The organism is Burkholderia sp. Tr-20355 (genome assembly GCF_017104685.1).
Lineage (GTDB): Bacteria > Pseudomonadota > Gammaproteobacteria > Burkholderiales > Burkholderiaceae > Burkholderia > Burkholderia seminalis.
The window spans coordinates 1-11,490 of the sequence record NZ_JAAGPK010000217.1 but is presented as its reverse complement, the minus strand read 5'-3'; the positions used below and the strand labels follow the sequence as shown (position 1 = coordinate 11,490).

The window sequence follows — 11,490 nt, the reverse complement described above, 5'->3', positions numbered from 1 at the left end:
GCCCGCGCCCGTGCCGCCACCGACACCGCCCCCCGCGGCACCGCTGCCGCCCGCACCCGCACCGTTGGGGCCGCCGCCCGGCTTCACGTGGCCTGCCGCCCCGCTGTGCGACGGCATGCCGTGCTTCGCGCCGTGCCGCTTCGGGCTGGCGGGCGGAGGCGGCGCGGCCGTATTGCCATGGGTGTCCGGCGTCGACATGTCCATCGACGGATTCGGTGCGCCCGTTCCTTCGTCCGGACGCTGCGTGTTCTGGGCCCATGCGGCCGGCGCGGCCGCAACGATCGCGACAGCCGCGCAAGCGAGCACGCGCCGCGCGACGCACATCGATTCCAATACTGACTCCATGGTGTTGTCTCCCTGGTGGTGATGCGGTCATGGAAAAGCCTGCCCGTACCTTTCAGCAAGGCCCATGCCGTCGCCGGCACCGGCGCGCCGCGCGGCACGCGGTTTGCGGCGCCTCTCACCGTACGACCCTCCCCCGACCCCATATGGAGCCGCCTTCATGCCTTCCGCCTCCGCTTCCCATGCGCACGGCAAGCGCCTCACGCGCCGCGCCGGCCGCGGCGCCGACCCGAAACACCGCAAGCGCTGGTCGGGCGAAGTCACGCAAAAAAGCGATGCGCTCGACCTCGAGCCCGACATCTTCAAATCCGACGATCCGGCCGCGATCGCCGCCTCGCTGAAGCGTTCGGCCGAGCACAGCCGCCGCCGCAAGGCATCGCCGTTCCAGTCGGCGATGTCGATGCTGAACTTCTACGTGAACCGCGCGGGCCGCAACCTCCCGAAAACGCGCCGCACGACGCTCGAACGCGCGAAGCGGAAACTGCGCGAGGCGTTCGGCCGCAAGCCCTGACGGCTTGCGCGCCTGCGTTGCCCGCCAGCCACGAGCGCACCCATGCACGAGACGCTCTGGTACCTGATCATCGGCGCCGTGCTGCTGGGCATGGGCCTCGCGACGTCCGCGTTGCGCCACCTGCCCTGCAGCACCGCGATGGTCTATCTCATCCTCGGCGTCGCGCTCGGCCCGGCCGGCGCCGGCCTGCTGCATCTGGACCTGGAACGCGACGGCCGGCTGCTGCGTGAAATCGTCGAAATCGCGCTGCTCGTGTCGCTGTTCGCGATCGGGCTGCGGCTGCGCGTGCCGCTGTCCGACCGGCTGTGGCTCGTGCCGTGCCGCCTCGGCCTGCTCGCGATGGTCGTCACCGTGCCGCTGCTCGCCGCCTGCGCGGTGCTCGCGCTCGGGCTCGGCTGGGGCCCCGCGTTGCTGCTCGCGGCGATCCTCGCGCCGACCGACCCCGTGCTCGCGCACGACGTGCAGGTGCACGATCCGGGCGATCGCGATCTCGTCCGCTTCGCGCTGTCGGGCGAAGGCGGAATGAACGACGGCATCGCGCTGCCGTTCGCGCTCGCGGGGCTCGCGCTGTGCGGCGCAAGCAACGCGACGCATGGCATCGCGCCGCTGTCCGGCACGTTCGCGCTCGCCGCGCTGTGGGGCATCGCGGGTGCGGCCGCGATCGGCGGCGGCCTCGGCTGGGCGACGACCTGGACGATCGGCTGGCTGCGCACGCGCCATGCGCAGGCACTCGGCCTCGAAGGCTTCTTCGCGCTCGCGCTGATCGTGCTGTCGTTCGGCGCCGCGCAGCTCGCGCACACGTTCGGCTTCATCGCGACGTTCGCGGCCGGCGTCGCGATGCGGCGCGTCGAGCATCGCGCGAGCGGCGACCGCAAGCCGCGCGAAGTCATCGGCCAGATCGATTCGGAGGACGTCGTCGCGACCGAAAAGCATCCGGAGAAGGCCCACGCGTTCATGGCCGAATCGGTGCTCGGCTTCACGATCGAACTCGAACGGATCGCGGAAGCCGTCGTGATGACGATGGTCGGCAGCGTGCTCGCGACGTTGCCGGGCGCGCTGTTCACCTGGGGCGCCGCCGCGCTGGCCGCCGTGCTGTTCGTCGCCGTGCGGCCGCTCGCGGTGCTGCTCACGCTCGCCGGTTCACCCGCGACGCACGCGCAGCGGCGCCTGATGGCATGGTTCGGCATTCGCGGAATCGGCTCGTTCTACTACCTGCTGTTCGCGCTCGAGCACGGGCCGTCCGATGCGGTGCGCCCGCTCGCCGCGCCCGTGCTGGCCGTCGTCTGCGCATCGGTGGTCGCGCACGGGATCTCCGCGACGCCGCTGATGAACTGGTACTACCGGCTGCAGCACCGGCGCTGATGCGTTCACGTTTGCACGCCGAGCCGCGCACGCATCGCCGCGGTGACGCGCTGGCGCGTCTTCGCATAGCCTTCCCACGGATCGCGCTTCAGCGTATCGAGCCGTTCGTGCAGCGTGTCGATCGTCCATTGCGCGCCGCCCGTCGTCGCGGGCACCTCGTCCCAGTCGAGCGGCACCGACACGCCCATGCCGGGCCGCGCGCGCACCGAGTACGCGGCGATCGTGCTCGCGCCGCGGCCGTTGCGCAAGTAGTCGACGAAGATCTTGCCGCGCCGGTGGCGCGGCCCCATCGTCGCGGTGAAGCGCTCGGGCAACGTGCCGGCGACGTGCTGCGCGACGGCGCGCGAGAACGCCTTCACGTCGTCCCAGCCCGCGTGCCGCGTGAGCGGCACGACCACGTGCAGCCCCTTGCCGCCGCTGGTCTTGCAGAAGGACACGAGTCCCAGCGCATCGAGCAGCCCGCGCACGAGCTGCGCGGCGTCGATCATCTCGCGCCACGGCAATGCCGGATCGGGATCGAGGTCGAACACGATGCGGTCCGGCCGCTCGATGTTCGACGCATGCGCGTTCCAGGTATGCAGCTCGATCGTGCCCATCTGCGCGGCGCCGAGCAGCGCGTCGACGCTGTCGATCGACAGCAGCGGCCCGTGGCCGGGATCCAGTCCTTCGTGCTGCGTGACGAACGGGATCTCGCGTCGCTCCGCATGCTTCTGGAAGAACAGTTCGCCGGCGATGTCGCCCGGCGCGCGCACGAGCGATACCGGTCGTCCTTTCAGGTCGGGCAGCAGCCACGGCGCGACCCGCTGCCAGTAATGCGCGAGGTCGATCTTGCGCGTGCCGCTTTGCGGATCGAGTACGCGATCGGGGTGAGTGATGCGAACCCGGCCGACCCGGGCGACACCGGATTCGTCTTGCATGCGGCCGGCCGACGCATCGGAGCGCGTACGCGGCGGGCGGCCGTGCGCGGTTTCGGCAGGCGCGGCGGGCGGGTGCCGGTCGTGCGTGGTGCGGGGTCCATCCATCGTCGTCTCCGTGTCGGTGTGGCGCGGCACCTCGCGGACGATCTGCCGCGCCGGCTTGTCTTCGCGCAGCGCAACGAACGCCGCCTGCCGCACGATCCCGTCGCCGGTCCATTCCGCGAATTCGCATTCGGCGACGAGCGTCGGCTCGACCCAGTGGACCCGCGTGCGCGACCGTTCGCGCGGCGGCGGGTCGAACGGCGTCGTGTCGCGCTCGTGCTTGCGCAAGGTAGCCGCGAGCCGGTCGAGCAGGCGCGTATCGAACCCGGTACCGACACGGCCGACATAACGCAGCGGCGGCGTGCCGCGCGGCCGCCTGCCGCCCGCGGCGGGCTCGTGGACGCCGAGCAGCAGCGCGCCGAAGCCATGCCGGCTGCCCGACGGCTCGGTATAACCGCCGATCACGAACTCCTGCCGCCGCCTGCATTTCAGCTTGATCCACGCGGGCGAGCGGCCGCCGCGATAGCGCGAATCAGCGCGCTTGCCGATCAGCCCCTCGAGCCCCGTGTCGCACGCGCTCGCGATCAGCGACGCGATATCGTCGCCGAGATCGGGCGAGTAGCGCAGCCGCGCGGGGTCGCTGCCGGCGAGCAGCGGTTCGAGCAGCCTGCGACGCGCGGCGAGCGGCGCGTCGCGCAGGTCGTATCCATCCAGAAACGGCAGGTCGAACACGAACAGCGTCACCGCGTCCGAGCGCCCTGCGCCGAGCGCGTTCTGCAGCGCCTGGAAATCCGGCAGGCCGGTGTCGCGGAGCACGACGGCCTCGCCGTCGAGCCACGCGTTGTCGACGTCGAGCGCCGCGAGCGCATCGCGCTGCAAGCGCAGCTTCGCGGTCCAGTCGCGGCCTTCGCGCGTCATCAGCGTGACGTGCCGCCGTGCGCCGCGACCCGCGATCCGCGCGAGGATCCGGTAGCCGTCGAATTTCACCTCGTAGCGCCAGTCGCCGTGCGCCGGCGGCGCATCGACCAGCGTCGCGAGTTGCGGCGCGACGCGCTCGGGCAACGCCGCACGCACGGCGCCGTCTACCTGCGACAGGTCGGTGGGCGGCCTTTCCAGCCCGTCGTCGTGCGCCCCGCCGCGCACGCCCGACGCGTTGCGCCGGGCGCGGCGCGATGCACGCACGGAAGGCGCCGCGTCGGCCGGTGCCGGATCGCGCGCGGCCCGCGTGTGTCCGTCATGCACGCTGCCCGGCCGCTGGGCAACGACATCGAACGTCTCGGCGTCGCGCGCGTCGTCGTCGCGTTCCTTGATCAACAGCCATTGCGCCTGGCGGCCCTGCTGCCGCCCGCTGCGCACGAGCGCCCAGCCGCCGTGCAGCTTCGCGCCGTCGAGCCGGAACGTCAGCTTGCCGGCACGATAGCCGGCGCGTGCCTGTGCGACGCCGCCGTCGGGCGTCCACGTGCCTTCGTCCCAGACGACGACCGAACCCGCGCCGTAATGGCCGGCCGGAATCTCGCCTTCGAACGACGCGTATTCGAGCGGATGATCCTCGACGTGCACGGCCAGCCGTTTCACCGACGGGTCGACGCTCGGCCCCTTCGGCACGGCCCACGACTTCAGCGTGCCGTCGAGCTCGAGACGGAAGTCGTAATGCAGGCGCCGTGCGTGGTGTTCCTGAATCACGAAGCGCAGCGGCCTGGCCGCGCGCGCGGACGGTCGCGCGTTGCGCCCCGTGCGCGTATTCGCATCGGCGGAAACGCGCCGCCGCCCGTGCGCGCCCTCGGGTTCCGGGCTCGCGTCGAAGCGGCGTTTGCGGCGATACGGATCGAGCTTGCCTGCCATCGCGTCATCCTCCGTCACGCGGCGTCATGCGGCGTGCTTGCGGCGCGCGGCGGCCTTCTTCGCCGAGTGCGCACCGGTGGCGCCGTGCTTCGCGGCCGTACGTTTCGCGGGCGCCTTCGCCGCTCCTTTGGCGGGCGCTTTCGCCGCCGGTTTGCGGCGCGCGCCGGCCGCACGCGAAGGCGCCGATGCTTCAGTATCCGCATCGTCGTCCCCACCGCCCACGCGCCCGCCACCCTTCAGGCTGCGCTTGAGCAATTCGGTCAGATCGACGACGTTGGACGCCGCACGCCCCGTCTGCGCGGGCCGGTCCTCGATCTCCTCGATCCGGCCCGCGCGGACCTTGCGCTCGACCAGCTCGAGGATGTCGTCGCGGAACGTGTCGTGATACGCGTCGGGCGACCACGATCCGGACATGTCTTCGATCAGCTTCTTCGCCATCGCGAGTTCGCGCGCGCTGACACCGGCACGTTTCGCGTCGTCGGCCGGCACCGACAGTTCGTCGAGCGGGCGCAGCTCCTCCTGCCAGCGCAGCGTGTCGAGCGCCAGCAGCGGCCCGACCGGAATCAGCGCACCGAGATGCTGGCGGTCGCGCATCACGACGTGCGCGATGCCGATCTTGCCGCTGTCCTTCAGCGCGTCGCGCAGCAGCGCATAGACCTTCTCGCCCTTGCGGTCCGGCACGAGGTAGTACGGCGTGTCGAGATACAGGAACGACACGGCGTCCTCGTCGACGAACGTGACGATGTCGACCGTCTGCGTCGATTCGGGGTTCGCCGCGCGGATCTCGTCGTCGGTCAGCACGACGTAGCGCTCCTTCTCGTACTCGTAGCCGCGCACGATGTCCTCGCGCCTGACTTCCTTGCCGGTGCGCTTGTTGATCTGCCGGTAGCCGACCGGGTCCATCGAGCGCTTGTCGAGCAGCCGGAACGACGGCTTCACGGTGCGCGTGGCCGGGAACAGCTGCACGGGCACGTGAACGAGCCCGAAGCTGATCGCGCCTTTCCAGATCATCCGTGCCATCGATGTCCTCCTTGCCGCGTGTGGGGTCCGGCGCAGGTCACGGCCTGCGGCGGCGGCTGCGCCGCACGATGCTGACGTGGCCGTTGCGCTCCAGGATCGCCGCGTCGACGTCGGACAGGTCGTTCGCGCCGAGCGCCTGCCGCACGCTCTCGCGGATGTCGGTCGGCGTGAGCAGCGCGGCACGCATCTGCGCGTCGTCGAAGCGGCCGTTGCGATACACCTCGCGCTCGACGCCCACCAGCAGCCGCTCGAGCCGGCGCGAGCGCACGCAGGCCCAGCCGATCGCGCGATGCAGCAGCGCGATCGCGAACGACGCCGCGACGGTCGCCACGAACGGCGACGCGCCGACCACCGCGCGGCTCAGGATCGCGCCGAGCAGGATCCCGACCACGTAGTCGAACGGCGAACGCTGGCCGAACGCACGCCGCCCGGCGACGCGGATCAGCACGAGCGCGATCGCGGACACGACGATCGCGCGCAGCGCCATCTGGCCGGGGCCAAGCATCCGGCCCTGTCCGAACAGCGCGACGACGACGTCCATGATCGCGCGGCGGCGCTAGGCCGGCAACTCGGCCGCCTGCTGCTCGCGCACCCAGACGCGATGCTGGCCGAGGTGATCCGACAGCGCCTTCAGGACGGCGTCGAGATCGACGGCCTGCCCGACGCACACGCCTTCGGCCGGGTCCGGCAGGTGCGCGGCGCTGAGCAGTTGCCGCCCGGCCCCGACGGCCGCGATCGGCTTCAGGTGCTTGAACGCCTCGCGCACGAAGTGCCGTGCGTCGGCGCTGTGCGCGAGATCGCCGCCATCGTCGTCGCCGCCGCAGACGAATACCGCGTCGAACATTACCGACGGCATGCCGGCCAGCGTCGCCTCCGGCACGATGCCGCCGATCGGCGCGAGCGTCGGCGCGACGATCATCGGCACCGCGTGCGCGGCCTGCAGCGTGTCGCGCACCTGCTCGACGAGCGCCGGGCTCGTACCCGGCGTCGCGATCAGCGCGATCTTGCGCGAGCGGACGCCCGGCTTCGCGCGACCGATCAGGCTCAGTGCCGGCGAGCGCTGCGCGACGGCCGGCGTCGCGGCCGCGTGCGGCGCGGGGAGCCCGAGCCGTTCCGCGACCTGCGCGGCGAGCCCGCCATCGAAGCGCGCGATGATGTCGTTGACCACCCGCTCGCGAATCTTCGGCTGCGTCACCTTGCCCAGCTCGAAGCAGTACGCGTCGCGGATGTGCCGCTGCTCGATCCCGGTCATGCTCTGGTAGAACAGCGCGGCCTGCGAGAAATGATCGGCGAACGATTCGCTGCGCACGCGCACCTTCTCGCCCTCGAGCGGCTCGTGCACGGTCTCGAAGCCGCCGCCGGACGGCGCGGGCGGCGTCTCGCGCGGCCAGCCGCCGCTCGTCGAATTCGGCTCGTACGACGCCTGCCCGACGTTGATCGTCTGCCGGTGCATCGCGTCGCGCTGGTTGTTCGCGAACGGGCACACCGGACGGTTGATCGGAATCTCGTGGAAATTCGGGCCGCCGAGCCGGCTCAGCTGCGTATCGGTGTATGAGAACAGGCGCCCCTGCAACAGCGGATCGTTCGTGAAGTCGATGCCCGGCACCACGTGGCCCGGGTGAAACGCGACCTGCTCGGTTTCCGCGAAGAAGTTGTCGGGATTGCGGTTCAGCGTCATCCGGCCGATCGGCCGCACCGGCACGCGCTCTTCGGGCACCAGCTTGGTCGGGTCGAGCAGATCGAAGTCGAACTGGTCCGCATCGGCCGGATCGATCATCTGCACGCCGAGCTCGAACTCCGGATAGTCGCCGCGCTCGATCGCCGTCCACAGGTCGCGCCGGTTGAAATCCGGGTCGTGGCCGGCAATCCGCTGCGCTTCGTCCCACAGCAGCGAATACGCGCCGCTCACGGGGCGCCAGTGGAACTTCACGAAACGCACGTCGCCGGCCGCGTTCACGAAGCGGAACGTGTGCACGCCGAAGCCGTCCATCGCGCGAAAGCTCGCGGGCAGCGCGCGGTCCGACATCAGCCATAGCACCATGTGGGTGGCTTCCGGCACCAGCGACACGAAATCCCAGAACGTGTCGTGCGCGGATGCGCCGGTCGGCATCTCGTTCGGCGCCTCGGGCTTCACCGCATGCACGAAGTCGGGAAACTTGATCGCGTCCTGGATGAAGAACACCGGCATGTTGTTGCCGACGAGGTCGTAGTTGCCTTCCTCCGTATAGAACTTCACCGCGAAGCCGCGCACGTCGCGCACGGTGTCGGCCGACCCGCGCGGCCCCTGCACCGTCGAGAAGCGCACGTATACCGGCGTCTCGGCGGCCGGATCCTGCAGGAACGCGGCCTTCGTGTAGTCGGCCATCGGCTCGTAGACGCGGAACACGCCGTGCGCGGCCGAGCCGCGCGCGTGCACCACGCGCTCCGGAATGCGCTCGTGATCGAAGTGCGTGATCTTCTCGCGCATGATGAAGTCTTCGAGCAGCGACGGGCCGCGCGCGCCGCCGCGCAGCGTGTTCTGGTTGTCGGCGATCCGCACGCCCTGGTTGGTGCGCAACGCCTCGTGGTCGGGCCGCGAACGGTTTCCTTCGAGCTGGCGCGACTTCGCGCTGTCGGGCGACGGTGCGGGCGGTGTCTTGCCGGCGGAGGGGGAATGGGTCATCGAGAGTCCTCGTGGCATGTGTGAGGCCGCCGCGACACGCGCCCTCGCGCTACGGCGCGCGCGTGCGGACAGCGGCGAAAGCCGGCACGGGCGGAACCGCACCCGCGACCGGCCGCGAAGGGTCAGGGCGCGCGCAGCGCCGCGTCGAATTCGGTGCGCGTCACGTCGAGCGTCACGCAGCATTCGATCGCGGCATCCTCGACGCGCGGCTTGTACTCGTCCACCGCGCGCCGCGCGCGATCGCACAGCTGGGTGCGCACGCGCAGCCGGTCGGCCGCGTCGAGCGACGCATAGCACGCGATCACGTCCGGATCGAACCGCAGGTCGACCGCGCAGCGCCATTCGCGCGCGTCCTCGTCGGACGGCACGCGCACCCACGACACGTGGATCGTCAGCCGGCCGGACGCGTCGTCCGCCTGCACGACGACGGTCGACTGCGACGGAAAACCGATCGCGAGCGCGTGTTCGAGTTCGGCCACGCGCTGCGACCGGTCGGGTGCATCGTTCATCGTCGCACGACACCCAGCAGCAACGTGACCAGGAAGATCACGACGAAGATGTAGAACAGGATCTTCGCGATCTCGGCCGCGCCGGCCGCGATGCCGCCGAAGCCGAACACGGCCGCGACGATCGCGATGATGAAGAAGATGATGGCGTATCGAAGCATGGAACCCTCCTGAAGGACAGCGGTCGTCACCAAACGGCGTCGTCGGTCACGCATCGTGCTTGTGTTTCGGTTTGCCGCGCACGGGCGTGGAAGCCATTTTCTCGAGCTCTTTCTCGCTCATCGATTTGGCCATCGACTTCGACGGCGGCTTGAGATCCTTCATTTTCGTTTCGCCGCGCTTGGCGGACAGCGCGGCGCCTGCGGCACGCTGCTGGGCCTGGGATTTTGCTGGCATGGTTGCGCTCCTGTCGTGAGTGCGCGGGCCGCTACGACGGGCAGCCTCGCGCGGTGGATTCGTCAGGCAAGCCGTCACGCGGCATCGCGACGCCGCAGGTCGGCCGGCGGAATCTTCATCGCCTGGCGATACTTCGTCACCGTGCGACGCGCAAGAAGAATGCCGCGCCCCGCGAGGTACGCCGCGAGCGCGACGTCGGACAGCGGATCGGTGCGCCGCTCGGCCGCGATCATGTCGCGGATCAGCACCTTCGCCGCCGATGCCGAACACACGCCGCGGCCGGCCGCCTCGAGCTTGCGCGGGAAGAAATGCTTGAATTCGAACGTGCCGTGCGGCGTGGCCATGTACTTGTTGCCCGTCGCCCGCGACACGGTCGATTCGTGCAGATCGAGTTCCTCGGCGATGTCGCGCAGCACGAGCGGCTTCATCGCGATCTCGCCGTAGCGGAAGAAATCGCGCTGCCGCGCGACGATGCATTCGCCGACGCGCTGGATCGTGTCGAAGCGCTTCTGCACGTTGCGGATCAGCCAGCGCGCTTCCTGCAGCTGCTGGCCGAGCGGCGAATCGCGCTCGCCGCTCGACTGCGCGAACAGCGTCGCGTAGCGCTCGTGCAGGCGCGCGCGCGGCAGCACGGCCGGGTTGATCGTCACGATCCACTCGTCGCGCACCTGGCGCACGATCACGTCGGGCACCACGTAGTCGCCGCGCGTGCTGCCGTAGTGATTGCCGGGGCGCGGATCGAGCCCGCGCACCAGTGCGCATGCGGCGTGCAGCGTCTCCTGATTGCAGCCCAGGCGCCGCTGGATTTCGGCCGTCTCGCGGCGGGCGAGCCGCTCGAGATGCTCGCGCGCGATCGCTTTTGCTTCCGCCAGGGCCGGCGTGCCGGCCGGAATCGCATCGAGCTGCAGCACGAGGCATTCGGACAGCGAACGCGCGGCAATCCCCGGGCGGTCGAGCATCTGCACGAGCCGCAGCGCAATCGCGAGATCCTGTTCGGACAGCAGCAGCGCGGGATCGGCCGCAGCCAGCAGTTCGCTCAGTTCCTGGCGCAGGTAACCGTCGTCGTCGAGCGCGTCGATCACCATGCGCGCGGCTTCACGGTCGCGCCTGTTCAACGGATAGAGCCGCAGCGCATCGTGGAGTTGCTGATGCAGCGACGGTTCGGCGGCGATCCATTCGCCGGGCGACAGGCCGCTCCCGTCGTCGCCCTGACGATTGGTGCCGCGCGGCGCGGGCGCGGCCGTAAAGGGCACCTCGCCGTCCGGCGGGCGCCCTTCGTCGGGTTCGGGCGCCGGGTCGGGCGCGGCCGTTTCGGCCGGCTGCGCCGCCGTATCGGCGGCAGGTTCGTCGTCGCCCTGTCCGTCTTCGAGAAACGGATTCATGTCGAGCGCCTGCCGCAGTTCCTGTTGAAATTCGAGCGAGGACAACTGCAGCAGCCGCAGCGACTGCTGAAGCCTCGGCGTAAGTGCGAGATGCTGTCGCATCTGCAGCGCAAGCGAGACGGGCATCGAAAGCCTCCTGACGGTTCGGTTCGTGTTCAATCGTGTCCAGGATTCATGCAGCTTTCGTGCCAATCCGGCAAAGCGCGTGGCGCCGCGGCTCTCGCGGGTTCCTACCCCGGGTCGCCGCCGCTCGGGGCCGCTTTTTTACAAGCCGGCGGCAAGTTTGGGGCACGCATTTCGCTCATGCCGCCCCCTGCCTCACGTCATGCGTCGCCGGTTCAGTACTGCATCGGCGGCGGCGTGCCCGGCAACGGCTGGTCGCCCTGCGCGCCGTTCGGCCCCGGCGGCGGCACGTCGGCCGGTTCACCGCCGGCCGCGCCTTGCGGCATCATGTTGCCCGGCGACGGACGCGTGTCGTAGCGCGTATTCGCATCGGGCATCGTCGTGA

The 11,490-nt window shown here is 70.4% G+C and carries 11 protein-coding genes; 2 read left to right on the top strand and 9 right to left on the bottom strand.

Annotated elements, in window-relative coordinates; genetic code table 11:
• Positions 1-345: hypothetical protein (locus G3N62_RS31765; protein ID WP_206141418.1), on the bottom strand; the 345-nt coding region annotated here is incomplete at its 3' end.
• A 157-nt stretch (positions 346-502) separates the two neighbouring features.
• On the opposite strand from G3N62_RS31765, the gene G3N62_RS31760 reads away from it, so the two are divergent.
• Both G3N62_RS31760 and G3N62_RS31755 read left to right on the top strand, forming a co-directional pair.
• Positions 503-853 carry a DUF3175 domain-containing protein gene (locus tag G3N62_RS31760; RefSeq protein ID WP_124669533.1) on the top strand — a complete coding sequence of 117 codons (351 nt, stop codon included), beginning with the start codon at positions 503-505 and terminating at the stop codon, positions 851-853.
• Between the two features lie 42 nt (positions 854-895).
• Positions 896-2,215, top strand: a complete 1,320-nt coding sequence (locus G3N62_RS31755) for a cation:proton antiporter (protein WP_124669534.1) — start codon at positions 896-898, stop codon at positions 2,213-2,215.
• A gap of 5 nt (positions 2,216-2,220) precedes the next feature.
• On the opposite strand, the gene ligD is transcribed toward G3N62_RS31755, so the two are convergent.
• The 8 genes from ligD to rpoN form a co-directional block, all read right to left on the bottom strand.
• Positions 2,221-5,016, bottom strand: coding sequence for a DNA ligase D (ligD, locus tag G3N62_RS31750; RefSeq protein WP_124669535.1), 2,796 nt, complete (start codon positions 5,014-5,016; stop codon positions 2,221-2,223).
• 24 nt (positions 5,017-5,040) lie between these two features.
• Positions 5,041-6,036, bottom strand: a complete 996-nt coding sequence (locus G3N62_RS31745) for a Ku protein (protein ID WP_124669536.1) — start codon at positions 6,034-6,036, stop codon at positions 5,041-5,043.
• A gap of 37 nt (positions 6,037-6,073) precedes the next feature.
• Positions 6,074-6,577, bottom strand: a complete 504-nt coding sequence (locus G3N62_RS31740; RefSeq protein ID WP_049034872.1) for a YetF domain-containing protein — start codon at positions 6,575-6,577, stop codon at positions 6,074-6,076.
• Between the two features lie 15 nt (positions 6,578-6,592).
• Positions 6,593-8,698, bottom strand: a complete 2,106-nt coding sequence (gene katE / locus G3N62_RS31735) for a catalase HPII (RefSeq protein ID WP_124669537.1) — start codon at positions 8,696-8,698, stop codon at positions 6,593-6,595.
• 122 nt (positions 8,699-8,820) lie between these two features.
• Positions 8,821-9,207: a DUF3022 domain-containing protein gene (locus tag G3N62_RS31730; RefSeq protein ID WP_124669538.1), complete on the bottom strand. Its 387-nt coding sequence runs from the start codon at positions 9,205-9,207 to the stop codon at positions 8,821-8,823.
• The gene (locus G3N62_RS31725) at positions 9,204-9,365 is read right to left on the bottom strand and encodes a DUF1328 family protein (RefSeq protein ID WP_027792525.1); all 162 of its coding nucleotides are present in this window, start codon (positions 9,363-9,365) and stop codon (positions 9,204-9,206) included. Before G3N62_RS31725 ends, G3N62_RS31730 begins: the two co-directional genes overlap by 4 nt.
• Before the next feature lie 46 nt (positions 9,366-9,411).
• Positions 9,412-9,600 carry a DUF3008 family protein gene (locus G3N62_RS31720; RefSeq protein WP_049028728.1) on the bottom strand — a complete coding sequence of 63 codons (189 nt, stop codon included), beginning with the start codon at positions 9,598-9,600 and terminating at the stop codon, positions 9,412-9,414.
• A gap of 74 nt (positions 9,601-9,674) precedes the next feature.
• The gene (gene rpoN, locus G3N62_RS31715; RefSeq protein ID WP_124669539.1) at positions 9,675-11,108 is read right to left on the bottom strand and encodes an RNA polymerase factor sigma-54; all 1,434 of its coding nucleotides are present in this window, start codon (positions 11,106-11,108) and stop codon (positions 9,675-9,677) included.
• Positions 11,109-11,490: the final 382 nt, after the last annotated feature.

Excerpts from the sequence above, each read along its gene's own strand:
- G3N62_RS31730 (WP_124669538.1), bottom strand. The coding sequence starts at position 9,207 with ATGAACGATGCACCCGACCGGTCGCAGCGCGTGGCCGAACTCGAACAC.
- G3N62_RS31725 (WP_027792525.1), bottom strand. The coding sequence starts at position 9,365 with ATGCTTCGATACGCCATCATCTTCTTCATCATCGCGATCGTCGCGGCC.
- ligD (WP_124669535.1), bottom strand. The coding sequence starts at position 5,016 with ATGGCAGGCAAGCTCGATCCGTATCGCCGCAAACGCCGCTTCGACGCG.
- G3N62_RS31760 (WP_124669533.1), top strand. The coding sequence starts at position 503 with ATGCCTTCCGCCTCCGCTTCCCATGCGCACGGCAAGCGCCTCACGCGC.
- katE (WP_124669537.1), bottom strand. The coding sequence starts at position 8,698 with ATGACCCATTCCCCCTCCGCCGGCAAGACACCGCCCGCACCGTCGCCC.
- G3N62_RS31755 (WP_124669534.1), top strand. The coding sequence starts at position 896 with ATGCACGAGACGCTCTGGTACCTGATCATCGGCGCCGTGCTGCTGGGC.
- rpoN (WP_124669539.1), bottom strand. The coding sequence starts at position 11,108 with ATGCCCGTCTCGCTTGCGCTGCAGATGCGACAGCATCTCGCACTTACG.
- G3N62_RS31740 (WP_049034872.1), bottom strand. The coding sequence starts at position 6,577 with ATGGACGTCGTCGTCGCGCTGTTCGGACAGGGCCGGATGCTTGGCCCC.
- G3N62_RS31745 (WP_124669536.1), bottom strand. The coding sequence starts at position 6,036 with ATGGCACGGATGATCTGGAAAGGCGCGATCAGCTTCGGGCTCGTTCAC.
- G3N62_RS31720 (WP_049028728.1), bottom strand. The coding sequence starts at position 9,600 with ATGCCAGCAAAATCCCAGGCCCAGCAGCGTGCCGCAGGCGCCGCGCTG.